The sequence below is a fragment of the Rudaea sp. 3F27F6 genome, assembly GCF_005503555.1.
Lineage (GTDB): Bacteria > Pseudomonadota > Gammaproteobacteria > Xanthomonadales > Rhodanobacteraceae > Rudaea.
This window is the reverse complement of the sequence record NZ_SCNG01000004.1, coordinates 137,773-161,964: the sequence shown is the minus strand read 5'-3', so window position 1 is coordinate 161,964 and position 24,192 is coordinate 137,773. Positions and strand designations below refer to the sequence as shown.

Below are 24,192 nucleotides of genomic sequence, written 5' to 3'. Positions count from 1 at the left end.
GGGAGAACATCGTGTTGAACAAATTCCTTGCTCTCGTATTTGTCGCGGTGGCGCCGGCGGTTTTTGGCGCAGAGCAGAATCCTGCTCCAACCGACAACAAAACCAAACTCGCTTTGGAACTGGTTCAAGTCGTACAGTTCGACAAGATGATGCAAAGCGTGCAGACGCAAACGCGCGCAATTATGGAAAAACAGCTTGAGTCAACCGCCAAATGTGAGGCTGCCAAACCCATCGTCGGCGAGTTTGGCGGCAAGACGGCGGACCTTATGACGGGCGTGCTGTCTTCTAACGATTTCAAGGTGGATGTGGCTGCGGTCTATGCCGAAGTGTTCAGCGAAGACGAACTGCATCAGATCATCGAGTTCTACCAATCTCCGCTTGGTAAGAAATTGCTCGAACGCATGCCTCAACTGACGCAGAAGTCGATGCAAATCGCGCAGGCCCGAGTACATGCAGTTACGCCGGAGTTGCAAAAACTGGGTCAGAGCTACGGGCAAAAAATAGCCGCGGCTTGCAAATCGGCTGCCAGTCAGTCTGAGACCAAGTAGCACTCCTCCATTTGAAGAAAGAAGAATATGGCTATCACGGAAGTCAAAGTCCCCGATATCGGCGACTACACCAACATTCCCGTCATCGAAATCCTGGTCAAACCGGGCGACACGGTGAGCAAGGACCAGGGCCTCGTCACGCTCGAATCGGACAAGGCGACGATGGAAGTGCCTGCATCGTCGGCCGGCGTGGTCAAGGAAATCAAGGTCAAACTCGGCGACGAGATTTCCGAGGGGCATGTCGTCGCGATCATTGAAAGCGAAGGCGCGGGTGCCGCGCCGGCGAAGGCCGAAGCGCCGAAAGCCGCGCCTGCCGCTGCTCCCGCTGCCGCACCGACCCCGGCCGCTGCGGCGCCGGCACCGAAGGCCGCGGGCGCATCGGGACGCAAGGCCGACGTCGAGTGTCAGGTCGTCGTGCTCGGCTCGGGTCCCGGCGGCTACACGGCCGCGTTCCGCAGCGCCGATCTCGGCATGAACACCGTGCTGATCGAGCGCTATGCGGCACTCGGCGGCGTCTGCCTCAACGTCGGCTGCATTCCGTCGAAGGCGTTGCTGCACGCGGCCAAGGTGATCGACGAAGCGAGTCACGCCGGCGAAATCGGCATCGACTTCGGCGCACCGAAAATCGACATCGCCAAGCTCGGCGCGTTCAAGAACAAGGTCGTCGCGCAGCTCACCGGCGGCCTTGCCGGCATGGCCAAGCAGCGCAAGGTCACGGTCGTGCAGGGCGTCGGCAAGTTCGTTTCGCCGAACGAGATCGAAGTCGAAACCAAGGACGGCAGCAAGCTCGTCCGTTTTGAAAAGTGCATCATCGCCGCGGGCTCGCAGGCGGTGAAGCTGCCGGGCTTCCCGTGGGAAGACCCGCGCATGATGGATTCGACCGATGCGCTGCTGCTGCAGGACGTGCCGAAGAAACTGCTCGTCGTCGGCGGCGGCATCATCGGCCTTGAAATGGCGTGCGTGTACGAAGCGCTCGGCGCGCAGGTGACCGTGGTCGAGTTGATGGACCAACTGATGCCGGGCGCCGATCCCGATCTGGTCAAGCCGCTCGCAACGCGTTTGTCCAAACGCTACGCCGGTATCCATCTCAAGGTGAAGGTCGCCAAGATCGAATCGAACAAGGAAGGGCTGAAGGCGACGTTCGAAGGCGAGAAGGCACCCGAACCACAGGTCTACGACCGCGTGCTCGTCGCCATCGGCCGCTCACCGAACGGCAAGAAGATCGACGCGGACAAGGCCGGCGTGCAGGTCACCGACCGCGGCTTCATTCCGGTCGACAAGCAGATGCGCACCAACGTGCCGCACATCTTCGCGATCGGCGATCTCGTCGGCCAGCCGATGCTCGCGCACAAGGCGACGCACGAAGGCAAAGTCGCGGCGGAAGTCTGCGCGGGGCAGAAGAGCGAGTTCGTCGCGCGTGTGATTCCGAGCGTCGCCTATACCGATCCCGAAGTGGCCTGGGTCGGCGTCACCGAGACCGAGGCGAAAGCCAAGGGCATCCACTACGGTATCGGCAAGTTCCCGTGGGTCGCTTCGGGCCGCGCGATCGGCATCGCGCGCACCGAGGGCTTCACCAAGCTGATCTTCGATGAGGCCACACACAAGATCATCGGCGCGGGCATTACCGGCGTGAATGCAGGCGAACTGATCACCGAACTCGCGCTCGCGATCGAAATGGGCTGCGAAGCGGCCGACATCGGCGCGACCGTGCATCCGCATCCGACCCTGAGCGAATCGGTCGGCATGGCGGCGGAGGTTTACGAAGGCACGATTACGGATTTGTACATTCCGAAGAAAAAGTAGGTAGCGTTTACAGCTCAGTGTCGAAGTGGTGTGCAAGTATCCGGATACGGCGGATGCGAAGGGCACTGCGATATCCCGCGTCAATGCGGGAATGTTCGGGAACATTCTTATCGGCGGCGGCATAGGCGCGGTAGTCGATCATGCGTGTACCTACCCCGGCTGGCTGCAGCTGGTGTTTGGCAGGGCTCTTGTCTTCGATCGGCGCGACGAAAAAGAAGGCCAGCCCGTGCCGCCGCACGTCGAAGAAGAAAAGTCGGCGAAAAAAGCCAACGCGCCGCAATGACCTAAGCCGCGCATTGCAAACTGGGCCGCGTACCCAGTTTGCAATCTACGGCAGGGCTTCTCCCGGCGCGATCTGCCGCGCCACTTCGTAGTGCCGCACGAGCGGCTCCATCTGCAGCAGATACTGTTCGTCTTCGGGGTAGTAGACCGCCTTCTCGGGGTTCTCGCCGGCGAACTCGCGCACGGCGCTCATCGAATCCCATAGTGACATCAGTACGATTTCGCAATGCTCGCCCTGGTCGCGGCGCAGAACCGTGACGCCACGGTTGCCCGGTGTCTTCGCGTAGTCGGCAAGGCCGGTCTGGTCGAGGTAGGCGAGGTAGTCGTCGGCCTTTTCCTTCGGCGTGATTCCGCGCCAGATGCGAGCGATCATGCTGACTCCGCGCCGTTGTGTCGGGGAGGCGGAAGCATAGCGCAAGCCTTGTCGCGACTTGCGAAATTTACGTTGCGTCGCGACCGTGGCGGTGCGGGCGCACGGCGCGACGGTAAACTTGCCGCGATGCGTTCTCGGAGCGGCAAGGTGGCGACGATTTTGGTGTTCGGTGCGAGCGGCGTGGTCGGACAATTCCTGCTGCCGAAGCTCGCCGCGCGCGGCGATCGCGTGCTCGCCGTCAGCCGTAGTATTCCCACGGACGCGCGCGCGACGGCGAAGATCGAATGGCTGCGCGGCGATCTCTGCGGCGAGGTGCCGCCGCCACCGCCGGTGAATATCGTTCTGAGTTTCGGTCCGCTCGATGCGTTCGCGGCCTGGTTTGCGCGCGCGGTCTCGACGCATGCGCTCGGCGCCGAGACAAGGCGCGTCATTGCGCTCAGCTCGATGAGCGCGGAGAGCAAGCGCGATTCGATCGATGCGGCCGAACGCGCTTTGAGCGTGCGCCTGCGCGATGCCGAAACGCTGCTGATGGGCGACGCGCGTGAGCACGAGATCGACGCCACGATCTTCCGCCCGACCCTGATTTACGGAACGGGCCGCGACCGCAGCCTCGCACCGATCGCGCGTTTCGCGCGGCGCTGGCGCATGCTGCCGATTCCGCTCGGCGCCGACGGATTGCGTCAGCCGGTGCACGCGGCCGATCTGGCCGAGGCCTGCTTGGCCGCGCTTGGCAATGAATCCACTTTTGCAAAAATATACCCGCTCGGTGGCGGCGAGCGCCTGCGCTTCGACGCGATGCTCCGGCGCATCGCGATCGGACCACCGCGGTTGGCGCTGGCCTTGCCGGTTCCTCTGACTCTGTTGCGCGTCGGCGTGCGCCTCGCGCGCGGACGCATCGGCGCGGGCGCGCTTGCGCGCCTGACGGAGCCGCTGATTGCAGACAATGCCGCCGCGATGCGCGACTTCGCGTATGCGCCGCGCCCGTTCCGCGCGCAGGACGTGCTCGGTTCCGCAGATTCCTCCGGCCGCGATTGACTGCGGCGGAGGCAAGGCAGAAGATCGCGAAGAACACGGGGAATGCGGATGACCGGCGCGACTCCACGAATGACCAGCGGACGGATGGCTCTCATCCGGCTGCGGCTATGCGCGGTCACGATGACGCAGCCAGTGTTGCGATGCAGCGAGCCGAGCCGTCGACTTCTCGGCATAATCGCTCGAAACAAGCGTTTGAATTCTTGATTTTCCACCAGCATGCCGCCCCGCGCGGAGGAGAAAACCATGCGCAGACCCAGCTTCAGCCCCCTGATTTTGCCGTCCCTGCTGCTGGCGGCGCTTGCCGGCCAGAGCGCGCAAGCCTACGACTACACCGCACCCGTGCCGCTGCGCGTAACCGCGCAGTTCGATCCGACCACGAGCACCGTGCCGTTCCCGACCGACCTGCTGCGCCAGGGTTCGAAGGACCTGACTCTCAATATCCCGATCGCGCCCGGCACGCCGGCCGCGCAGGCTGCTGTATACAACGCGCTGAATTCGCTCGACGGATTCAGCACGATCGCGCCGTGGAGCACGACCTTCGCCGGGCCGCTGACGCCGGCCAGCGTTGCCGCCACCAAGAGCGTGCATCTTTATGAGGTGAAGACCGATAAAGCGTCTGGCGCCGTCACCGGCGTCGTGCGCGAACTCGCCTCGCCGCAGGAATACGTCGCCACGCTGGCCGCCAATGGCGCCAGCGGTGCGACGCTTGCTCTTGTGCCGACCAAGCCGCTCAAGCAGCTGACGTCGTACATGGCGGTGCTGACCAATGGCATCACCGACGCGGGCGGCACGCCGGTGCGCTCATCGCTGATCTACGGTTTCGCCAAGCGTCCCAATCCGCTCTGCACGGGCGGCAAATCGACGCTGATCGCGCTGGACGACAATTCGGCCTGCCAGCTCGAACCGCTGCGCCAGCTGACCAATCTGCAGGAAGCGGCGGCGAAGGGCGCGGGCGTCGACCCGGCCAGCATCGTGCTGTCTTGGACGGCGACGACGCAGGCGACGACGGTCAGCCTGCAGGCCATGACCGGCGTCGTCGACGCGCAGCCGAACCAGAACATCGCCGTCGTGCCGATCGGCAAGACCCTGGCCGACTTGATTCCGACCCAGCCGCCGATCGCCGATATCTATGTCGGCGCCTTGACCGTTCCGTATTACCTGTCGGCGCCGACCCAGAGCAATCCGACCGGCCCGCTGACCGGATATTGGTCGGCTCCGCCGTGCGGCACGGTTGCCTCATGTAACGCTCTCGGCCTCGATCCGACTTCGACGCACGTGACCGCGGCCAACCCGCTGCCGGTCGCGACTTCGAACCAGACCGTACCGGTCATCATGAGCGTGCCGAACGCGAACTCGGGCAAGACCAAGCCCGCGGCCGGCTGGCCGGTGGTGATCTACCAGCACGGCATCACGAGCAACCGCACGACGATGCTCGCCGCGGTTGCTGCGCTGACCCAGGCCGGCTTCGCCGCGATCGCGATCGATCTGCCGCTGCACGGCGTCGATCCGACCAATCCGTTCTACCGCAACAATCTGCTCGCCGGGTCCCCGGCGGCCGGCCTGATCACGGGTGAGCGTACCTTCGATCTGCCGCAGATCGATCCGACGACCAACCAGCCCATCCCGGGCACGGTCGCTTCGTCGGGTTCGTACTTCATCAATCTGACCAGCCTGCGCACTTCGCGCGACAACCTGCGCCAGGGCGTGTCCGACCTGCTCCAATTGCGCACGGCGATTCCTTCGGTCGTCGGTCTCGACGGCACGCCGTTGTTCGACGCCTCGCGCGTCGCCTTCCTCGGCATCTCGCTCGGCAGCATCGAGGGCACCACGTTCATGGCGCTCGCGAACACGCCGAACACCGCCGTGCAGAACGCCGTGCTCAACGTGCCGGGCGGCGGCATTACCAATCTGCTCGTCGCTTCGCCGACGTTCGGTCCGGTCATTCTCTCCGGCCTCGCCGCGGCCGGGATTCAGCCGGGCACCCCGCAGTTCAATACCTTCGTCGTCGCGACGCAGAGCGTGATCGACTCGGGCGACCCGATCAATTACGCGGGCGACGCGGGCACCGGCGCGGTGCTGGCGAAGAAGAACCTGCTCGCTCAGGCCGTGGTCGGCGGCAGTCCGCCGCTGCAGGGCGACGCGACGAATCCGAAGTACTTCGACGCGAACGGCAATTGGCTGCCCGACCAGGTGATTCCGAATACCGTCGCGACCTCGCCGCTGTCCGGCGGCCTGCCGATCATCGCCGTGCTCGGCCTGCCGCGGATCAGCGCGAGCACGCAGTCGGCGACGGGCATCCGCAACTCGGTGCAGTTCGTCACCGGCGCGCACAGCTCGTTGCTCGATCCGAGCTACTCGCCGCAGGCCACGGTGGAAATGCAGACCCAGGCCGCCAGCTTCTTCGGCTCCAACGGCATGGCCGTGCAGGTCACGAACAGCGCCGTCGTCAAGCAATAACCCCGGAACCTTCAAGGACATCTCGCCATGACTAAAATCCAGCAACACAAGCGAATCGTTCCGGCCCTGACCGCGCTGAGCCTCGCCGTCGCCGCCACGATCGCCAGCCAGGGCGCCTACGCGAGCGCCTTCCAGCTCACCGAGAACTCCGCGCAAGGCCTCGGCCGTGCGCAGGGTGGCGGCCCGGCCGCGCCGGGCGACTGCTCGGCTGTGGTCAACAACCCCGCGGCGATGAGCGACTTCACCACGTCGTGCGTCGCCGGCATCGTTTCGGCAATCAATTTCAGCGCCAAATTCCACGGCACCGGCGCCGATGCGTTCGGTCAGCCGATGACCGGCGGCAACGGCGGCGACGGCGGCGACACGATTCCGGTGCCGTCGGCGTATTACATCCGTCCGCTGAGCGACCGCTTTGCGCTCGGCCTCGGCGTGTCGGTGCCGTTCGGTTTCCAGACCCAGTACGACGACCGCTGGATCGGCCGCTACAACTCGGTCAAGACGAAGCTGCAGTCGCCCGCGATCACCATCGCGGGGTCGTGGAAACTTTCCGACGAGCTGTCGATCGGCGCGAGCATCTTCGCTCAGCGCACTTCCGCAGAAATCGTCCAGGACGTGGACATCGGCGCGCTGCTCGCAAAGCCGACCGGCGGCGCGGTGTTGCCGCAGGAAGCCGACGGCCAGGCCGGCCTCAAGGGCTTTGCCTGGGGCTGGGGCGCGGGCCTGGGTGTGCTGTGGAAGCCGACCTCGGCCGACCGCATCGGTTTCAACCTGCGCACGCAGGTCAACAACACGATCGACGGCACGGCGACGTTCCTGGTTCCTTCGAACCTGGCGCCGCTGCTGAATCCCGCTTTCGTCAGCGGTCCCGGCAAAGCGGCTTTCAGCACGCCCTGGTACGCGAACGTCGGCTGGTGGCACACCGTCAACGACCGCTTCAGTTTCGGCGTGACCGCGAACTACACGCACTGGTCGAGCTTCAAGAACCTGCAGATCATCTATGCCAACCCGGCGCAGCCGAGCAGCACGGAAGACTTCAGCTACAAGAGCACCTGGTTCACTTCGATCGGCGGCGACTACAAGCTCGACGAGCGCTGGACGCTGCGCGGAGGCCTCGCCTACGATCAGACGCCGACGCGCGATGCGACGCGCGATCCGAAGGTGCCGGACAACTCGCGCGTCTGGCTGTCGGTCGGCGCGGGCTACCAGTACAGCGAGAATCTGCGCTTCGATGCGGCCTTCGTGCACCTGTTCGTCGACGACGCCAAGATCAACGACATTTCGCCCTCGAAGAGCACGCTGGTCGGCGCGTTCAACGTCAAGGGCAATGTGCTGTCAGTCGGCGGTCAGTACACGTTCTGAGAATGCAGGCGGCGGATACGCCGCTTGACGAAACAAAAAGGCCGGCGCTCGCGCCGGCCTTTCTTTTTGGGCATGGGCTGCCAGTCCGTTTCTCGATTCCGCTGTCCGCAAATGCGGGCCTCAATACGCGATGCCGATCCGCCGCATCAGCTTGGCGACGATCCAGGCCGGGCCGATCAAGAGATAGGCGAGGTCAGTCAGGAACGACGGCTTCTTGCCTTCGATCTTGTGGCCGATGAATTGGCCGACCCAGGCGACGACGAACACGCCGATCGCGAGCCACATTAGCTGTGAAGGCCCGATCGCGCGGTACAGGGCTTCGGTGATCAGGCCGAAGACGACGAAGACCGCGAGCATGCAGAATGCGAGTGGCCGCGACAGGCGCAGATAGAACGCGATCGCGAGTACCATCGCCGCGGCGGCCCAGAGCCCCGCACGACCGAGCATGGCCGGCACCGGCACGACCCAGAGCAGGGCGACGACGGTCCATAGGATCGCCGGCACGCAAATCCAGTGGATCGTGATATTGGTCGGGTTGCGGTGGTCTTCGCTGTAGTCGCCGAGCCAGCGGTCGACTTCGCGGCGCGTATCGTGAGGATGCAGAGCAGCTTCGTTCATGGCGGCCTCGTGGAAGTATCGCTCGCGAGCAGCATACCGCGCCGTACGGTCGGCGCAAGGGCCGCCGCAGCAGTCCGGGTGGGGCGAAGCGGTCAAACCATGGTCGAGCGCCATAGATGCAGCACGGCGTAGGCGCGGTACGGCCGCCAGGCCTGCGACATTTCTTCGAGCGCCTTGGTTGCGACCGGTTTGCCGTCGCGCGCGACGGCCTTGCGCAGAATGATGTCGGCGGCCGGAAACGCATCGGCATGGGCGAGGCCGCGCATCGCGAGGTAATGCGCCGTCCATTCGCCGATGCCGGGCAGCGCGGTCCACATGCGCACGAATTCGGCGAGCGGCCGGTCGGCGCGAAAATCGACGTCGCCATCGCGCACCGCTGCGGCGATCGCGCGCAGGGTGGCGATACGCGCGCCGGTGATGCCTAGGCCGCTCAGGTCGGCGTCGGCGAGCGCGGACGGCGTCGGGAACAGATACACGCTCTCGCCGCGCGGCGTCACCGCTTCGTGGCCGAATTTGCGCACGACGCGCTCGGTCAGCGTGCGCGCTGCGGCAACGGTGACCTGCTGGCCGAGCACGGCGCGGATGGCGATCTCGAAGCCGTCCCAGCCGCCCGGCAGGCGCTGGCCCGGATGGCGCGCGATGCACGCCTTGAGGTGGCGCCGGCTGCCGAGATGCGTGTTGACCGCCGCGATGTCGGCGTCGAGATCGAACATGCGGCGCACGCGCGCGACGATGTCGGCGAGCTGCGCCTCGTCGGCGAAATCGACGTGCAGGTCGAGCGCCGTATCACCGGCCGCGGTGACGCGGAATTCGCCGACGCGGCCATCGAGGGTGAATAGGCGCTGATAACTTTCCGCATCGACGCGCTCGACGCCCGGAATCGCACGCTTGGTGAAAAAGCCGAGCAGATTGGCGAAGTCGTAGGGCGGCCGGTATTCGAGGCGGAGTGTGTGCGTCATAGAGAACTTTGTTTGACACGGATCAACACGGAAGAACACGGATCAGAGCAAGTAAATGGAGCCTTGTATCTTTATCCGTGCCCTTGCGTGTTGATCCGAGGTCAATCGTTTTTTTGTTTTTCTAAAAGCCATAGCGCAGGAAGCCGCCGTCCACCGCAATGCACTCGCCGGTGACATAAGAGGCAGCCGGCAAACAAAGGAAAGCAATCGCGGCGGCGACTTCCTCGGGTTCACCGACGCGGCCCATCGGCGTGCGTTCCAGCACTTCGTCGAGATATTCCTCGTTGGCGAGTTTGACCGCGGTGCGCTGCGTGCGGATGTACCACGGCGCCACGGCATTGACGCGGATGCCGTCCTCGGCCCACTCGCAGGCGAGGTTCTTGGTCAGTTGCGCGAGCGCGGCTTTGGTCAGGCCGTACGGCGAACCGGTGCGCACGTGGGTCAGGCCCGACACCGAACTGATGTTGACGATCGCGGCGTTACCGTGCTCGGCGAGTTGAGGATGAGCGAGGCGGCACATCTCGAACGCGCTCATCACGTTCAGTTCGATTAGCGCGCGCACTTCGTGTTCGTCGTAGTCGAGCGTCGGTTTGCTCGTGTTGCCGCCGGCGTTGTTGACGAGGATCGACAGCGGCAGTTCGAGGTCGGCGACCCAGTCGAACACTTCGAGGCGCTGCTCGGCATCGGCGACGTCGGCGGCGAAGCAGACGATGTCGCTGTCGGGAAATTCTTCGGCGAGTTCCGCGCGCACCGATTCGAGATGCGCTTCGTCGCGCGCAACCATCAGCACATCGGCACCGAGCAGGGCGAGTTCGCGCGCCGTGGCGAAGCCGATGCCACGGCTGGCGCCGGTAATCAGCGCGACCTGTCCGTCGAGGCGCCAGCGCGCCGCATTTGTCGTCATGGTGAGGCTTCCGCGTCGATTGCTCAAAATGCGACGGCTTCGCTTGAGATGCAAAGCGTCACGGCGCAGACTTTAGCGGCACCGTCGGGAGTTCGCCATGCGCTTCGCCATGCTATCGCTGCTCGTTCTTGCCACGCTCTCCGTTTCTTGCTCGAACAGCCCCCCTCCGCCGGCGGCGGCTGCGCAGGCGGCCCCGGCCGAAAAGCAGAAGACCGTGATCGACGCGCAGCTCAAGGCGATCGACCAGGCCAAGGCCGTGCAGGACACGGTCGATCAGCAGAAAAAAGACATGGACAAAAAGTTGGAAGAGGCTGGCGGCTAGGCCTCAAGGAGTCGGGCAAACCGAAACGTGGTTGCCGGCGAGCGGGCTCACGCGTGAGCTGCAGAAACGAGCACTGTGCTCGACCAATCACATCCCTGCCGCGAACACGGATTCCGCCAAACAGGCCAAAACCGGATCACGTATCGACGGCCATCCCTGGCCGTCGCGAGACGTACTCTCTCAAGATTATTTGATCTCGCAGAAGCAGTAGGCGAACACGCCGACCTTGTTGCTGTCGAGCGAGCGCAGCAGCTTGAGCTGACTTTGCACGTCGGGCTGTGCGAGCAGGGTGCGCATGGATTCGGGGACGAGACCCTGGGCGATATGCGCCGTCGCATCGTTGGACAAGCTGACGACGAAGCGCTCCCAGGTCGACATCGATTTCTCGACGTAGCGCACCTGGTAGTTGTCGCCGAGCTTGGCCGCCTGGGCCGCGGCCGCGGCCGCTTCGCGCAGGCCGCCGAGCTGGTCGACGAGACCGCGCTCCTTCGCCTGGGTGCCGCTCCATACGCGGCCGCGCGCGATCGCGTCGATTTCCTCGGGCTTCTTCTTGCGCGCCGCGGCGACCTTGGTGATAAAGTTCTGATAACCCTTGTCGATGATGCTCTGGATGATGTCGCCGACTTTCGGGTCGAGCGCGCGGCGCGGATCGAGTGCGCCGGCGAGCGGGGTCGTGCCGACGCCGTCGGTGTGCACGTTGATCTTCGCGAGCGTCTTCGGGAAATTCATGAACAGGCCGAAGATGCCGATCGAGCCGGTGATCGTGGTTGGCTCGGCAAAAATCTGGTCGCCGTTCATCGAAATCCAGTAGCCGCCCGACGCGGCGACGTCGCCCATCGAAACGATGACCGGCTTGCCCGCGGCCTTGGTCAGTTCGACCTCGCGGCGGATCAGCTCGGAAGCGAACGCGCTGCCGCCGGGCGAATTCACGCGCAGCACCACGGCCTTGATGTTCTTGTTCTCGCGCGCCTGGCGCACGAGCTTGGCGGTCGACTCGCCGCCGACCGAACCGGCCGGCTGATCGCCGTCGGAGATTTCGCCCTGGGCGACGACGACGCCGACCTGCGGACGCGTGTCGATCGGATTTTCGCGCTGCACGAGCGCGGCGTAGTCCTGGAAGTCGATCTTGCGATAGCTGTTCTCTTCCTTGACACCTTTCTGGATCAGGTAGGCCTCGGCTTCGTCGCGCGTGGCGAGCTTGTCGATCAGCTTGCCGTCGAGCGCGAGCTTGGCGAGGTCGCCGTTGACGGCCTTGATCGCGCTCGAGTAGTTTTCGATCTGCGCGGAGATCGCCGCCGGATCGATCTTGCGTGCGGCGCCGATTTCCTTGAGATAGTCGTTCCACACGCCGTTCATCCAGAACAGATCGGCTTCCTTCGATTCGGGCGACGCGTCGTTGCGGATGTACGGTTCGGCGTAGGACTTGTACTCGCCGACGCGGAACAGATGCACGTCGACGCCGAGCCAATCGAGTGCGTCTTTGTAGTAGGTGCGATAGCGGCCGAGACCTTCGAGCAACAGGTCGCCGTCGGGATGCAGCAGGATCTGGTTGGCGTGCGCCGCGATCAGATACTGGCCCTGGCTCATCGAGTTCGACACCGCGACGACGTCCTTGCCGGCGGCTTTGAAGCGGTCGATCGCCGCGCCGATTTCGTGCAGCGTCGACATGCCGGCCGAGCTCATTTCGTCCGGTTCGATGACCAGGCGTTCGATGCGCTTGTCGGCGGCTGCGGCGTCGATCGCCTTGACGATGTCGCGCAGTTGCACTTCCTTGATTCTTTGTCCGAACACGCCGGCGAACGCGCGCTGCATAGGGTCGGAGCTGTACTGCTCGACGATGCTGCCTTGCGGGTTCAGCACGAGGGCCGTGCGTTCCTGCAGCGCGGGTCCGCCGCCGCCGCCAGCGCGCAGCGCGATGAGGAAGCCGAGCAGCAGAATCACCGCGATCACGCCGAACACGAGCCGGCGCACGAAATTGAACAGGCTCCAAGCCCAGAAGAACAGGGTGGCGAACACGCCGCGGCTTTTCTCTGCCATATGATCCTCGAAAACGTCCTCGTTAAATTGGCGGTTCAATCCGCGCGCGGACCGAACGGGTTTCCAAACTGCATCACACTTGCAGCCTACCTGAATTGCCGATCGCGAGCATACGCCTTAAGTCATGCCGCGCGCGGCTTACTCGCGCGCAGAAAGCGTAGAGTCAGCAACACGGCGGCGGCGGTCAGGCCGGCGATCAAGCCCATCCACATGCCGCGTGCGCTGAGCCCTTGTTTGAACGCGAGCCAGTAGCCGACCGGCATGCCGATCGCCCAGTAGGCGAGCGTGGTGATGATCATCGGCATCGTCGTGTCCTTGAGTCCGCGCAGCGCGCCGTTCGCGACCACCTGGATGCCGTCGGAGAACTGGAATATCGCCGCGAGCAGCAGAAGCTGCGCGGCGAGCGAGATCACCGTCGCGTCGTTCGAGTACCAGCCGGCGATCGTCGTCGGCAGCAGGGCCATCGCGCCACCCGACAAGGTCTGCGTCGCCAGCGCGAGAACGAAGCCGGCAATTCCGGCCGAGCGCACTCCGGCCGCATCGCCGCGGCCGACCGCGTTGCCGACGCGCACGGTCGTCGCCATCGCGATGCCGAGCGGAATCATGAAGAACAGCGAGGCGACGTTGAGCGCGACCTGATGGCTGGCGACCGTGTCGGTGCCGAGCGTGCCCATCGCCAGCGTCGTCGCGATGAACAGGCTCGCCTCCATGAACACGGTCACGCCCATCGGTACGCCGATGCGCAACAGTTCGCCGATCGCGCGCAGATTCGGCCACTCGAACTTGGCGAACAAGGCGTACGGCGCATAGCCGCGGTGCGCGACCAGGTAGATGAGAAACGCGAACGTCTCCAGCCACAGCACGATCGCGGTCGCCAGCCCGATGCCGCCGGCGCCCATCTCCGGGAAGCCGAGCTTGCCGTGCAGCAACACGTAGGCGATCGGACCAAGCAGGAGCAGCGACATCAGGCTGAAGTACATGGTCGGCCGCGTGATGCCGACGCCGGCGCTCGCGCCGCGGATGGTGAAGAAAACCGCGATCGCGGGCGCACCCCAGGACACGCCGCGCAGAAAGCCATCGACTTCCGTATACAACTGCGGATCGACGCCGATCAGGCGCACGAGCGGCGCACTCGCGCGCACGCCGGCCCAGCACAGCAGGCCGAGTGCGAGCGCGAGCCACAGCGCCTGGCGGAACACCGTGCCGACTTCGGGCAGACGGCCGGCGCCGTGCAACTGCGAGACCGACGGCGGCACGGCCATGGTCACGCCGATCGCGACGACGATGGCGATCGACCAGATGCCCGCGCCGACGGCGACCGAGCCGAGCGTGACCGCGCTGTGATGGCCGGCCAGCATCGCGTCAATCGCGTTCATGCCGACCGCCATAAGCTGGCTCAGGATCAGCGGCAGGGCGAGGACGAAAGTCTCGCGCAGCTCGCGTCCAAAGGTGAGCCGCACGGGGCCTGCCGCGCCGGAAGTGGCAGGAAGGGGAAGCATGGGAGGGTGCTGGCGAATTGCGGCTGCACAGTTTAGCCGATGCGTGCGCGAAACGCGGCCTCGCGCGGGTGCGCTACGGCGGAGGCAATCCGCGTTAGCATGCGCGCCATGACCACGACCGCCGACGACAAAGCGCCTCTCGATCCGCTGCCGCCCGCACCGCTGATGCCGCCCGAATCGGCGCCGCAGGACGCGGAATTTTCTGCACATTCCAGTCACACCGAGCCTGCGCCGGTGCAGGCGGCCTGCGCGAACTGCGGCACGACGCTGCTCGGCCCTCACTGCTATGCCTGTGGCCAGCCGGTCAAGGGCATGGTGCGGCATCTTTCCAGCATCCTCTCGGATATCGTCGACACGATCCTCAACATCGACTCGCGCATTTTCCGCACGATCCTGCCGCTCTACTTCCGCCCCGGATACCTGACCAACGAGTATTTCGAGGGGCGCCGCGTGCGCTACGTCACGCCGTTTCGTTTGTACTTTTTCCTCAGCATTCTCGCGTTCTTTCTGATGCAGTTCGCGATCGGCGACACCAATTTCAGTAACAGTCCGGAGGAAGACGCGACCGACGCGATCGGCAAAGCGGCGACCGCCGACGACGTGGTGAAGCAGCGCGACGCCGCGCTCGCCGCCTTGCACAAGACCGGGTCCGCGGCGCCGGAGGCGACGAGCAAGGGCATCGAAAAGCAGACGCGGCAGATCGAAAGGAAAGCCGAGAAGCGCCTGGCGTATCTGAAGAAGGCCGAAGACGCCAAGGCCAAGGGCATCGCGCCGCCGCCCGATCCCGACAGCGACGATCTGAATTTCACCATCGCCGGCAACGCCTGGAATCCGAAAGACAACCCCGTGCATCTGGGCGGGCCGAAATTTTTCGACGATAGGGCCAACCAACTGCTCGAACGCGCGAAGGAGAATCTCAGCAAGCTCGGCAAAGATCCGAAGCCGTTGATCATCGGCGCGATCGGTTCGCTGCCGCAGGTATTGTTCGTGTTGATGCCGCTGTTCGCGCTGCTGCTTAAGATCGTCTACGTGTTCAAACGCAGGCTGTACATGGAGCACATCATCGTCGCGCTGCACAGTCACGCCTTCATCTTCCAGTCGCTGTTCCTGCTCACCCTCGTGGGCATGGCGAAGATCTGGGCCGAAAGTGCGGCGACGTGGCTCGTGACGCCGTTGAACCTGCTGTTTTTCGTGATGGCTTGGTGGCTGCCGATCTACCTTTTTCTCATGCAGAGAAAAGTATACAAACAAGGCTGGTTCATGACGACGCTCAAGTACGGCCTGATCGGCACCTGCTACACGGTGTTGATTGCGTTCTGCGCGGCGGCGGCGTTCCTGGTCAGCTTGGCGACCGTGTGATCCACGTGAATTGCGCATCGGCTTCGAGCGAAGCCGCATGAATAAGGTTGTTTCGACGGTCGCACACGCGGCCACCGCGGATCAGGGTTTGGCTGACAGCGCCTGACTGCGCTGCTCGGGCGACATCGTCACCATCTGCCGGCGATAGCCGTCGCGCTGGTCTTCGGGCAATGCGTGCCACGCCTTGGCGAAGGCTTGGCGTTGTTCGGGCGTGAACGTGTCGAACATCTCGCGCGTTGCGCGCCGCTCGGGCTGGGGCACCGTATCGAGCACTTCGCGCACGATGCCGACGTGGCCTTGCATGCCGGCGCCGGCGAGGAAGGCGTTGCGCTCGCCCGGGCTCATGCGCTCGAACTGTTCGCGCAACTGCGCGCGTTCGGCTTCGGGCAGAGCGTCGAAGCGCTTGAACGCATTGATCATGCGCGTCTGCTGCTCGGGCGGAAGCTGGTGGAATTGCTGATAGCGCTCACGCAACTTGGTGCGCTGCACCGGGGTCATGCTCGTCCACTTCTCGATGCGCTTGCTGAGCTGTTCGCGCTGCGGCTGGGTCAGCTTCGGCCAACGCTGCGCGGTTTGCGCGAGATGTTCCTGCACGTCGGGTGCGAGTTCGTCCCAAATCTCACGCGCGGGCGCGAGCACCTGCTGCTGCTGGCCGTTCAAGTCCGACCAGAATTTAGGCGGCAGCGGCGCTTCCGCCTGGACCGTCGTGGCCGCTGGCTGCGCAGCATGAGCCTCGACGGCAGCAAGCAGAGTTGCTGCCGCGAAGGCGAGAGGACGAAGCGTATTCAACCGTCGCCGCCTTTGTTTTGCGCGTCGAGCCAAGCGTAGAACTCGAGGTTCTGATAGAACTCGGGGGAGGCTTCGTCGGTGGCGTCGGTCTCGCCGGACTTGGCCGCGGTGGCGGTCGAGGTCGGCGACGTTCCCGTATCGCCGGCATGGCGATGCGGCTGCCATACCGCGAAGGCGAGCAGCAACGCGCAGGCGGCGCTGGCGAGCCCGGCCGGCAGCAGCCACACGCGTGGCGGACGCGGGCGATACGCCGCGAGTGCGGTCTGCCGCGCGCGATTGAGGCGTGACAGCGTCGTCGCATCGAGATCGCGGGCCGAGTCGTCGAGTACGGTCTTGGCCTGGTCGATCCAGGCGGGTTGTTCGGTCAGATGTTGTTCTTGGCGGTTCATTGATGGTCCTCCAGCGCGCGGCGCAGGGCGGTCAGTGCTCGCGACAGATGCGTTTTCACGCTGCCCTCGCTGCATTGCATGACCTGCGCGGTCGTGGCCACGTCGAAACCTTCCCACATACGCAGTAGAAACGCCTGACGTTGGCGTAATGGTAGCGCTTTCAAAGCCGCATCGAGCGCTTTGCCCGCTTCGCTGCCGGCAAGGCGCAGCAGCGGACCTGGGTTCTGGGTGTCTTCGGCCTGTTCGATCGGGTCGTACGCGTCGTCGTCGTCGGTCTTGCGGTCGAACACCGCGAGCCAGCGGCTGCGCACCGTGCGGCGGCGGTGGAAATCGTTGAGCCGGCTGTCGAGCACGCGATGAAACAGCGGCGCCCAGTCGCTTTCCGGCTTGGCCGAATAGTTCTTCACGAACGCGCACATCGCGTCCTGAACCAGATCGAGCGCATCGTCGCGGCTGCCACAGGCGAGTTCGGCCATGCGCAGTGCGCGCCGTTCTACGCCGCGCAGGAATTGATCGAGTGCGCGCTGATTCGTGCTGACCGCGTCCACGCGTCGGGCATAATCGGAGGTGGGGGTTGCTATTGTGCCAGCGATCGGGGCCATGATTTCCACTTTGCGGCTTGCTTCGCATTCTTCAACGCGCGGCCTCGCATGCGGTTGACCTCGGTGCCCTTCTGTGCCTCCTCCGCGGCGTCTGTACACAAGCCGAGGCGCTTGACGCGGAGGCCGCAGACCGGTTAGCGCCGGCGCCGGAAGGCGGCAAAAAAACGATCGCAAGCTATTGATCCCGTGCTTATATTTCAAACTGGTTAAAGATTCACCAAGGCGAGCGGGGGCGCGCTACCATGCGCTTTCTGCGGCTTCGTTCATGCCCTCGTCCACAGACTTATCCACATTGCTTGTGGATAAGCGAAAAAGCTCAACAACGGCGGCAGGTTGCAGCTCAAAGTTGAGGTTTCGATCACAATTCTCTCGCAACCGATGATTCTTGAGCCAAAGCCCCCGTCTCAGCTGTCCGGAAGGCCCCCGTGTCCGCCGTCCTGCAGGTAGCCATACCGGTACCGCTCGCGCAGGGTTTCGACTATCTGCCGCCGAGCGGCATCGAGGCCGATGCGATCGCAGCGGGCGTGCGCGTCGCCGTACCTTTTGCCGGCAAGCTGCGCGTCGGCGTGGTGATCGGCCACGCGCGGGAGAGCGCGGTCGACCTGCGCAAGCTCAAGCGCGCCGAGAGCGTGCTCGACGAGACGCCGCTGATCTCCGCCGAACTGTCGGCGACCCTGGCCTGGGCGGCGCGCTATTACCAGCACCCGCTCGGCGAAGTGCTCGAGACCGCGCTGCCGGTCGGTTTGCGCAGGCCCGCACCGATGGCGCCCGCTGCGGGCGAACGCGCTCTGGTTCGCGCGGCCGGCGAAGCGACGCCGGAAAATCTGCCGCGTACAGGCTCGCGCGCGGCCATGCTGTTCGAGCTTCTCGCGCTCGGACCGCGTCATTACTCCGAACTCGACGAGCAGTTGCCGGGCTGGCGCAGCGCCGCGGCGAATCTGCGCCAGCGCGGCCTGATCGCGACGACGCAGCTCGCGCTGCGTGCGCCGATGCGTGCGCGGATCGACGGGCCGCCGCTGACCGATGGACAACGATCCGCGGTCGACGAGATCGCCGCGGAGCTGGGCCGTTTCGCGCCGACCTTGCTCGAAGGCATTACCGGCAGCGGCAAGACCGAGGTCTATCTGGCCCTGATCGAGCGGGTCGTCGCGCGCGGCGGTCAGGCGCTCGTGCTCGTGCCCGAGATCGGATTGACGCCGCAGACTTTGCGCCGCTTCCGCGAACGCCTCGCCGCGCGCATTGAGGTGATGCACTCGGGGCTTTCCGACGGCGAGCGCACGCGCGCCTGGCTGGCCGCCGCGCGCGGCGAGGCCGATGTCGTCATCGGCACGCGCTCGGCCGTGTTCGCACCACTGCCGCGCGCGGGGATCGTTATCGTCGACGAAGAGCACGACGCGTCGTACAAGCAGCAGGAAGGCTGGCGCTATTCGGCGCGCGATCTCGCCCTGGTGCGCGGACGCGCGCTCGACGTGCCGGTGTTGCTCGGCACGGCGACGCCGTCGCTGGAAACACTGGCGAACGTCGAAGCTGGCCGCTATCGCAAACGGCATCTGTCGGCGCGGCCCGGCGCGGCGCGCTTGCCGCAGTTCCGCCTTGTCGATCTGCGCGGCAAGCCGTTACGCCACGGGCTGGCGGATGAAACGATCGCCGCCGTGCGCGCCTGCATCGAACGCGGCGAGCAGGCTCTGGTGTTTCGCAACCGGCGCGGCTATGCGCCCGTGCTGACCTGCCGCCAATGCGGCTGGCATGCGGCCTGCGCGCGCTGCGACAAGCCGCTGACCTGGCATCGCGGTGCCGCGCGGCTGCGCTGCCATCATTGCGGCGCCGAACAACGCGTGCCGCACGCGTGTCCGCAATGCGGCAACGAACATCTGGCGCCGCAGGGGCTCGGTACCGAGCGATTGGAAGAATCGCTCGCGGAAATTTTTCCGCAGACCAAGCTCGTGCGCGTCGATCGCGAAACCACGCGGCGCAAGAATGCGCTCGACGATCTGCTCGACGAGCTTGCACCCGAGGCTGCGGCCTTGGTCGTCGGTACGCAGATGCTCGCGAAGGGCCATGATCTGCCGAACCTGACCCTTGTCGTCATCGTTGGCGTCGACGAAGGTTTGTTCAGCATCGACTTCCGCGCCGAAGAGCGTCTGGCGCAACTGGTCGTGCAGGTCGCAGGCCGCGCCGGTCGCGCGCGCAAGCCCGGACAGGTCTGGCTGCAGACGCATCATCCCGATCATCCCTTGCTGCGCACCCTGCTCGGCCACGGTTACGCGGCCGCCGCGCAGCGCCTGCTGCGCGAGCGGCGCGAGGCGGATTTGCCGCCGTACACGCATCTCGCTCTGTTGCGCGCCGACGCGCCGCAAGAAAGCCACGTGCAGGAATTTCTGCAAGCCGCCGCGGCTCTGGCCATGCAGCCCGAAGGTGTCAGCCTGCTCGGGCCGATGCCGGCGCCGATGCCGCGCCGCGCCGGCTTGCAGCGCGGGCAGCTCCTGCTCAATGCGGACGAACGCGCGCGATTGCATGCGTTCCTGCCCGATTGGATTGCCGCACTGCGCGCTCTGCGCGAGGCCCGTCGCGTGCGCTGGTCGCTCGACGTCGATCCGGTCGATTTGTACTGAGCGATAGCGCTTTCTTGCAGCGCAGCAAATGGATACGATGCAGGTATGGCACCTCATCGCATCGTCATCGTCGGCGGCGGCTTTGCCGGACTCTGGGCTACGCGCGCATTGAGCAAGGCACCGGTCGAGATTCTCCTCATCGACCGCGCGAACCATCACCTGTTCCAACCCCTGCTGTATCAAGTCGCGACCGCCGGCCTGTCCTCGCCGGATATCGCCGCGCCGCTGCGCCACATTCTGCGCGGGCAGAAAAATGTCGAGGTGCGCCTCGCCAGCGTCGAGCGCATCGAACCGGCCGCGCGGCGCGTCGTGCTCGACGACGGCAATGTCGTCGGCTACGACACCCTGCTGCTTTCCACCGGCGCGACGCACGCCTATTTCGGTCACGACAGCTGGGCGCCGCACGCGCCCGGCCTCAAGACGCTCGACGATGCACTGCTGCTGCGCCGGCGCCTGCTGCTCGCATTCGAGCATGCCGAGGCCGAGACGGATGCGGAAAAACGCCGGGCCTGGCTGAACTTCGCCATCGTCGGCGGTGGTCCGACCGGCGTCGAACTGGCCGGCACTCTCGCCGAGATCGCGCGGCACACATTGAAGCGCGAGTTCCGCCACATCGATCCGGCCTCGGCGCGCGTGCGCTTGATCGAGGCCGGGCCGCGCATCCTGTCGAGCTTCCCCGAATCGCTGTCGGCCAAGGCGCAGAAGCAGCTCGAACGCCTCGGCGTCGAGGTCGTCACCGGTTCGCCGGTGGAAGCGATCGACGGTCAGGGTTATCGATCGGGCGGAGTTTTCGTCCCTGCGCGCACCGTGGTCTGGGCGGCGGGCGTCGCGGCCTCGCCTCTGGCGCGCTCGCTTGGCGTCGAACTCGATCGTGCCGGGCGCGTGCGTGTCGCGCCCGATCTTTCCGTGCCGGGACATCCCGAGATCTTCATCGCGGGCGATCTCGCCGCACTCACCCAGGACGGCAAGCCCGTGCCCGGCGTCGCCCCGGCCGCGAAGCAGATGGGCAAGCATGTGGCGCAGTCCATTCGCGATCGTCTCGCGGGACGGGCGCCGCGGCCGTTTCGCTATCGCGACTTCGGCAATCTCGCCACGATCGGACGCATGGCGGCGGTCGTCGATCTGCATGGACTGCACTTCTCGGGCCTGATCGCCTGGTGGTTCTGGCTCGCCGCGCACGTGTTCTTTTTGATCGGCTTCCGCAACCGCCTTGTCGTGCTGCTCAATTGGGCCGTCGCTTACTGGAGCTATCAGCGCGCGGCGCGGATCATTATCGGCCACAAGGACGATACGTCCGCGGACGAAAAAGATACCGAAGCGGGATAGCGCAGAGAGCGCAATCCCAAAAGAAAAGGCCCGGTCGCCCGGGCCCTGCTTTTGCTTCAACGTTCCTATCTGAAGAACTTACGCAAACAACGTGCGCATCTTCTTCATCGCGTTGACTTCGATCTGACGGATACGCTCGGCCGAGACCTTGTACTCGTCGGCCAGCTCCTGCAGCGTCGCCTTCTCGCCGTCCCTCAGCCAGCGGCGCTGGATGATGTCGCGCGAACGCGCATCGAGCTTGGCCATGCCGGCCTTGAGCGTGCCGAGGTCGGATTCCTCCTGACTCTCGTTTTCGAGCGTATGGTACGGATCGGCGCCGTCATCGACGAGATAAGCGACCGGTGCTGGTTTGGCTTCGTCGTCCGCATCGGTCGGCGCGTCGAAGGCCATATCGTGACCCGACAGGCGGGCTTCCATCTCGAGCACGTCGGATACCGGCACGCCGAGATCCTTCGCCACGGCCTGCACTTCGGCATTGTTCATCCAACCAAGGCGCTTCTTTGACTTGCGCAGGTTGAAGAACAGCTTGCGTTGCGCCTTGGTCGTGGCGACCTTGACGATGCGCCAGTTACGCAGGATGAACTCGTGCATTTCAGCACGAATCCAATGCACCGCGAACGAGACCAGGCGCACGCCCATGTCCGGATCGAAGCGCTTGACCGCCTTCATCAGGCCGATATTGCCTTCCTGGATCAGGTCGCCGATCTGCAGGCCGTAGCCCGAATAACCGCGGGCGACGTGGACGACGAAGCGCAGGTGCGCCATGACGAGCTTGCGCGCCGCTTCGAGATCGTCGTTGGAGCGGAAGTTCTTGGCGAGGGACTGCTCTTCCTCGACCGTGAGCACCGGGAAGCGGTGCACGGCAGTGATATAAGAATCCAGGCTGCCGAGCGCGTTGGGAATCGGCAGGTTGTTCGAAACCAGAGCTGTAGCGGTGGACGACATGCGGGTCTCCTAGGGAGGGCAGTTTAGCACTCGCGCCTTGAGAGTGCTAAACGATGCAAAAAGTTCCGTGACCGAACGGTAACATATTTCCTGAACCGCATAGTACTCTAACCAAACTGGCCGGGGGTTAAATTTCCTTCACCCTAGAGACGCACCGGTGGGACGGTGCGTTGCAGCCGTTGCGCCAGGGCGAAGATGGCTGCCGCGCTGCTCATCCCTGGCCCGCGTATTCCGTGCCCCCGGCGGCGTCCTTCGTCGGCTTGCCCCTGTTCCAAGGAATTTCCGCTCGCGACACTGCGCGCTGGAAAATCTTGAGGAAACAAGACGATGAGCGCGTCTTCCACTACGGCCGCGATTGCAGCCGGCCAGCCCCAGGGGGCATTGGGGACCTCCCGATCGGATGCCGACCGGGGCCGCACGGCCGGCCGTCTGCTGCGCTATGCGGCGGGGTTCTGGTTCTGCGTGGCGGCCCTCGGCCAACTGATCTTCGCCGCCTACGTCGCCGGTTTCTATGGCCGTGCCGCCGCGCAAGGGCGGCCGGAACTGTGGAACAAGGTCCTGCCGCACGGCTACGTCGCCGGCGAGCCGGGGCTCAACCTGGTGCTCGGCATGCATCTGTTGTTTGCTGTCGTGATTACCATCGGCGGCTTGCTGCAATTGATCCCGCCACTGCGGCGCCGGCTGCCCGCCTTTCATCGCTGGACCGGCCGCGCCTACCTCGTTGCGGCGGTGATCATGAGCGTGAGCGGCCTGGTGGTGATTTGGATGCGCGGCACGGTCGGCGATTTCGCCAGCCACGTCATCATCAGCTTCAACGCGCTGCTGATTCTGACCTGCGCGACCGTGGCCTGGCGTCGCGCACGTGCGCATCGGTTCGACTTGCACCGGCAGTGGGCCTTGCGCCTGTTTCTCGCCGTCAGCGGCGTCTGGTTCTTCCGCGTCGGACTGATGTTCTGGATTGTCGTCAACCAGGGCCCGGTCGGGTTCGATCCCGACTCCTTTATCGGCCCCGCGCTGACCGTCCTGGGTCTGGTGGCGTACTTCCTTCCGCAAGGCGTGGTCGAACTGTACTTGCGTGCGCAACAGAGCCGCAGCCCGAGCGCAAAGGTCGTGATGGCCGGTGGTCTGACGGCGCTCAGTCTGATGATGGCGGTCGGCATCGCGGCGGCGACCGCGATCATGTGGCTGCCGCGTTTGTGAGGAAACGCCATGACGGACACTGACTTCCTCCGCTCTCCGCAGATCTACGCCCGCGCCGGCGGGGCAATGTATCTCGTCATCATCGTCGCCGGCGGCCTCGGCGAAATGTTCGTGCGCAACGGGCTGGTCGTCACGGGCGATGCGGCAGCGACGGCACACAGTCTCATGGCTTCGTCCGCGCTATGGCGCATCGGTGTCGCGGGCGATCTGCTCCAACATGTATGCGACGTCGGCCTGGCAATGGTGCTCTACGTGCTGCTGCGGCCGGTCAACCGCAACATCGCCTTGCTTGCCCTGCTGTTCGATCTCGTCGCGATGTCGGTGTTCGTGGCGAACAAGTTGAATCTGATGCTGCCGATGTTCCTGCTCGACGACGCCAAATATTTGGGGGCGTTTACGCCCGAGCAATTGCAGGCCCTGTCCTACGTGGCGGTGCGCACACACGGGTACGGGTTCGGCATCGGCCTGATCTTCTTCGGCTGCGAGTGCATCGTGCTCGGCTGGCTGATTTTCCGCAGCGGATATCTGCCGAAGTTCCTCGGCGTGCTGATGCCGATCGCCGGTGTGTGCTACTTGATCAACAGCTTTTCCTTGATCCTCGCGCCGAAGCTCGCCGATGCGATGTTTCCGGCGATCCTGCTTCCGTGCTTCGTCGCCGAGCTGTCGCTGTGCTTGTGGCTTCTGATCAAAGGCGTGGATGTGCCGAAGTGGAATGGACGTATGCGAGCGATGCCGGCCGGCACCGCCTGATGCGGAACTGGACTATGCTATTTC

22 protein-coding genes are annotated in these 24,192 nt (G+C 64.8%); 12 read left to right on the top strand and 10 right to left on the bottom strand.

Features of this window, described 5'->3' with window-relative positions; translation table 11 throughout:
• The first annotated feature begins 11 nt into the window (after positions 1-11).
• From FFS30_RS16130 to FFS30_RS16120, 3 genes are read left to right on the top strand one after another with little or no spacing between them, the layout of a single operon-like run.
• Positions 12-548, top strand: coding sequence for a DUF2059 domain-containing protein (locus tag FFS30_RS16130; RefSeq protein ID WP_137914211.1), 537 nt, complete (start codon positions 12-14; stop codon positions 546-548).
• A 27-nt stretch (positions 549-575) separates the two neighbouring features.
• Entirely contained in the window at positions 576-2,351 is a 1,776-nt protein-coding gene (gene lpdA / locus FFS30_RS16125) for a dihydrolipoyl dehydrogenase (RefSeq protein ID WP_137914210.1), read from the top strand.
• A 28-nt stretch (positions 2,352-2,379) separates the two neighbouring features.
• The gene (locus FFS30_RS16120; RefSeq protein ID WP_137914209.1) at positions 2,380-2,634 is read left to right on the top strand and encodes a hypothetical protein; all 255 of its coding nucleotides are present in this window, start codon (positions 2,380-2,382) and stop codon (positions 2,632-2,634) included.
• 45 nt (positions 2,635-2,679) lie between these two features.
• On the opposite strand, the gene FFS30_RS16115 is transcribed toward FFS30_RS16120, so the two are convergent.
• Complete coding sequence (locus tag FFS30_RS16115) at positions 2,680-3,006, bottom strand: hypothetical protein (protein ID WP_137914208.1); 327 nt, start codon at positions 3,004-3,006, stop codon at positions 2,680-2,682.
• A gap of 147 nt (positions 3,007-3,153) precedes the next feature.
• Here FFS30_RS16115 and FFS30_RS16110 point away from each other — a divergent pair, with 147 nt between their 5' ends.
• The 3 genes from FFS30_RS16110 to FFS30_RS16100 all read left to right on the top strand — a co-directional run bounded on the left by FFS30_RS16110 (position 3,154) and on the right by FFS30_RS16100 (position 7,857).
• Positions 3,154-4,041 carry an NAD-dependent epimerase/dehydratase family protein gene (locus tag FFS30_RS16110; protein ID WP_137914207.1) on the top strand — a complete coding sequence of 296 codons (888 nt, stop codon included), beginning with the start codon at positions 3,154-3,156 and terminating at the stop codon, positions 4,039-4,041.
• A 243-nt stretch (positions 4,042-4,284) separates the two neighbouring features.
• Entirely contained in the window at positions 4,285-6,498 is a 2,214-nt protein-coding gene (locus FFS30_RS16105) for a lipase (protein ID WP_171014671.1), read from the top strand.
• A 27-nt stretch (positions 6,499-6,525) separates the two neighbouring features.
• On the top strand, positions 6,526-7,857 hold the full coding sequence (locus FFS30_RS16100; RefSeq protein WP_137914205.1) for an outer membrane protein transport protein: 1,332 nt from the start codon (positions 6,526-6,528) through the stop codon (positions 7,855-7,857).
• Between the two features lie 120 nt (positions 7,858-7,977).
• On the opposite strand, the gene FFS30_RS16095 is transcribed toward FFS30_RS16100, so the two are convergent.
• The 3 genes from FFS30_RS16095 to FFS30_RS16085 all read right to left on the bottom strand — a co-directional run bounded on the left by FFS30_RS16095 (position 7,978) and on the right by FFS30_RS16085 (position 10,338).
• A complete protein-coding gene (locus FFS30_RS16095; RefSeq protein ID WP_137914204.1) occupies positions 7,978-8,475 on the bottom strand; it encodes an Mpo1-like protein in 498 nt (165 codons plus the stop codon).
• A 92-nt stretch (positions 8,476-8,567) separates the two neighbouring features.
• Positions 8,568-9,434, bottom strand: a complete 867-nt coding sequence (locus FFS30_RS16090) for a DNA-3-methyladenine glycosylase (RefSeq protein ID WP_137914203.1) — start codon at positions 9,432-9,434, stop codon at positions 8,568-8,570.
• Positions 9,435-9,555: 121 nt separating this feature from the next.
• A complete protein-coding gene (locus FFS30_RS16085) occupies positions 9,556-10,338 on the bottom strand; it encodes an SDR family oxidoreductase (RefSeq protein WP_137914202.1) in 783 nt (260 codons plus the stop codon).
• A gap of 97 nt (positions 10,339-10,435) precedes the next feature.
• On the opposite strand from FFS30_RS16085, the gene FFS30_RS16080 reads away from it, so the two are divergent.
• Positions 10,436-10,660, top strand: coding sequence for a hypothetical protein (locus FFS30_RS16080; protein WP_137914201.1), 225 nt, complete (start codon positions 10,436-10,438; stop codon positions 10,658-10,660).
• A 186-nt stretch (positions 10,661-10,846) separates the two neighbouring features.
• Here the strand turns inward: FFS30_RS16080 and sppA are convergent, their stop codons facing one another.
• Both sppA and FFS30_RS16070 read right to left on the bottom strand, forming a co-directional pair.
• Positions 10,847-12,697 (bottom strand): signal peptide peptidase SppA, encoded by a 1,851-nt coding sequence (gene sppA, locus FFS30_RS16075; protein ID WP_137914200.1) that lies wholly within the window; start codon positions 12,695-12,697, stop codon positions 10,847-10,849.
• Positions 12,698-12,819: 122 nt separating this feature from the next.
• The gene (locus tag FFS30_RS16070) at positions 12,820-14,196 is read right to left on the bottom strand and encodes an MATE family efflux transporter (protein WP_137914199.1); all 1,377 of its coding nucleotides are present in this window, start codon (positions 14,194-14,196) and stop codon (positions 12,820-12,822) included.
• A 108-nt stretch (positions 14,197-14,304) separates the two neighbouring features.
• Between FFS30_RS16070 and FFS30_RS16065 the strand changes: the two genes are divergently transcribed.
• On the top strand, positions 14,305-15,555 hold the full coding sequence (locus FFS30_RS16065) for a DUF3667 domain-containing protein (protein ID WP_171014670.1): 1,251 nt from the start codon (positions 14,305-14,307) through the stop codon (positions 15,553-15,555).
• An 81-nt stretch (positions 15,556-15,636) separates the two neighbouring features.
• Here the strand turns inward: FFS30_RS16065 and FFS30_RS16060 are convergent, their stop codons facing one another.
• The 3 genes from FFS30_RS16060 to FFS30_RS16050 are packed head-to-tail and all read right to left on the bottom strand — an operon-like array spanning position 15,637 to position 17,281.
• Positions 15,637-16,344: a DUF3106 domain-containing protein gene (locus tag FFS30_RS16060; RefSeq protein ID WP_171014669.1), complete on the bottom strand. Its 708-nt coding sequence runs from the start codon at positions 16,342-16,344 to the stop codon at positions 15,637-15,639.
• Positions 16,341-16,733, bottom strand: a complete 393-nt coding sequence (locus FFS30_RS16055) for a hypothetical protein (protein WP_137914196.1) — start codon at positions 16,731-16,733, stop codon at positions 16,341-16,343. The genes FFS30_RS16060 and FFS30_RS16055 overlap by 4 nt, the downstream gene beginning before the upstream one ends.
• Positions 16,730-17,281 carry an RNA polymerase sigma factor gene (locus tag FFS30_RS16050; protein ID WP_171014668.1) on the bottom strand — a complete coding sequence of 184 codons (552 nt, stop codon included), beginning with the start codon at positions 17,279-17,281 and terminating at the stop codon, positions 16,730-16,732. Before FFS30_RS16050 ends, FFS30_RS16055 begins: the two co-directional genes overlap by 4 nt.
• 479 nt (positions 17,282-17,760) lie before the next feature.
• Here FFS30_RS16050 and FFS30_RS16045 point away from each other — a divergent pair, with 479 nt between their 5' ends.
• The gene (locus FFS30_RS16045; protein WP_137914194.1) at positions 17,761-19,947 is read left to right on the top strand and encodes a primosomal protein N'; all 2,187 of its coding nucleotides are present in this window, start codon (positions 17,761-17,763) and stop codon (positions 19,945-19,947) included.
• A gap of 45 nt (positions 19,948-19,992) precedes the next feature.
• Positions 19,993-21,273 carry an NAD(P)/FAD-dependent oxidoreductase gene (locus FFS30_RS16040; RefSeq protein ID WP_137914193.1) on the top strand — a complete coding sequence of 427 codons (1,281 nt, stop codon included), beginning with the start codon at positions 19,993-19,995 and terminating at the stop codon, positions 21,271-21,273.
• Between the two features lie 78 nt (positions 21,274-21,351).
• On the opposite strand, the gene rpoH is transcribed toward FFS30_RS16040, so the two are convergent.
• Positions 21,352-22,218, bottom strand: a complete 867-nt coding sequence (gene rpoH, locus FFS30_RS16035) for an RNA polymerase sigma factor RpoH (protein ID WP_137914192.1) — start codon at positions 22,216-22,218, stop codon at positions 21,352-21,354.
• 327 nt (positions 22,219-22,545) lie between these two features.
• On the opposite strand from rpoH, the gene FFS30_RS16030 reads away from it, so the two are divergent.
• Both FFS30_RS16030 and FFS30_RS16025 read left to right on the top strand, forming a co-directional pair.
• Entirely contained in the window at positions 22,546-23,418 is an 873-nt protein-coding gene (locus FFS30_RS16030; RefSeq protein WP_137914191.1) for a DUF2306 domain-containing protein, read from the top strand.
• A 9-nt stretch (positions 23,419-23,427) separates the two neighbouring features.
• The gene (locus tag FFS30_RS16025) at positions 23,428-24,168 is read left to right on the top strand and encodes a DUF4386 domain-containing protein (RefSeq protein ID WP_137914190.1); all 741 of its coding nucleotides are present in this window, start codon (positions 23,428-23,430) and stop codon (positions 24,166-24,168) included.
• The last annotated feature ends 24 nt before the right edge of the window (positions 24,169-24,192 follow it).

Excerpts from the sequence above, each read along its gene's own strand:
- lpdA (WP_137914210.1), top strand. The coding sequence starts at position 576 with ATGGCTATCACGGAAGTCAAAGTCCCCGATATCGGCGACTACACCAAC.
- FFS30_RS16115 (WP_137914208.1), bottom strand. The coding sequence starts at position 3,006 with ATGATCGCTCGCATCTGGCGCGGAATCACGCCGAAGGAAAAGGCCGAC.
- FFS30_RS16105 (WP_171014671.1), top strand. The coding sequence starts at position 4,285 with ATGCGCAGACCCAGCTTCAGCCCCCTGATTTTGCCGTCCCTGCTGCTG.
- FFS30_RS16100 (WP_137914205.1), top strand. The coding sequence starts at position 6,526 with ATGACTAAAATCCAGCAACACAAGCGAATCGTTCCGGCCCTGACCGCG.
- FFS30_RS16095 (WP_137914204.1), bottom strand. The coding sequence starts at position 8,475 with ATGAACGAAGCTGCTCTGCATCCTCACGATACGCGCCGCGAAGTCGAC.
- FFS30_RS16090 (WP_137914203.1), bottom strand. The coding sequence starts at position 9,434 with ATGACGCACACACTCCGCCTCGAATACCGGCCGCCCTACGACTTCGCC.
- FFS30_RS16085 (WP_137914202.1), bottom strand. The coding sequence starts at position 10,338 with ATGACGACAAATGCGGCGCGCTGGCGCCTCGACGGACAGGTCGCGCTG.
- FFS30_RS16080 (WP_137914201.1), top strand. The coding sequence starts at position 10,436 with ATGCGCTTCGCCATGCTATCGCTGCTCGTTCTTGCCACGCTCTCCGTT.
- sppA (WP_137914200.1), bottom strand. The coding sequence starts at position 12,697 with ATGGCAGAGAAAAGCCGCGGCGTGTTCGCCACCCTGTTCTTCTGGGCT.
- FFS30_RS16070 (WP_137914199.1), bottom strand. The coding sequence starts at position 14,196 with ATGCTTCCCCTTCCTGCCACTTCCGGCGCGGCAGGCCCCGTGCGGCTC.
- FFS30_RS16065 (WP_171014670.1), top strand. The coding sequence starts at position 14,305 with ATGACCACGACCGCCGACGACAAAGCGCCTCTCGATCCGCTGCCGCCC.
- FFS30_RS16055 (WP_137914196.1), bottom strand. The coding sequence starts at position 16,733 with ATGAACCGCCAAGAACAACATCTGACCGAACAACCCGCCTGGATCGAC.
- FFS30_RS16040 (WP_137914193.1), top strand. The coding sequence starts at position 19,993 with ATGGCACCTCATCGCATCGTCATCGTCGGCGGCGGCTTTGCCGGACTC.
- rpoH (WP_137914192.1), bottom strand. The coding sequence starts at position 22,218 with ATGTCGTCCACCGCTACAGCTCTGGTTTCGAACAACCTGCCGATTCCC.
- FFS30_RS16030 (WP_137914191.1), top strand. The coding sequence starts at position 22,546 with ATGAGCGCGTCTTCCACTACGGCCGCGATTGCAGCCGGCCAGCCCCAG.
- FFS30_RS16025 (WP_137914190.1), top strand. The coding sequence starts at position 23,428 with ATGACGGACACTGACTTCCTCCGCTCTCCGCAGATCTACGCCCGCGCC.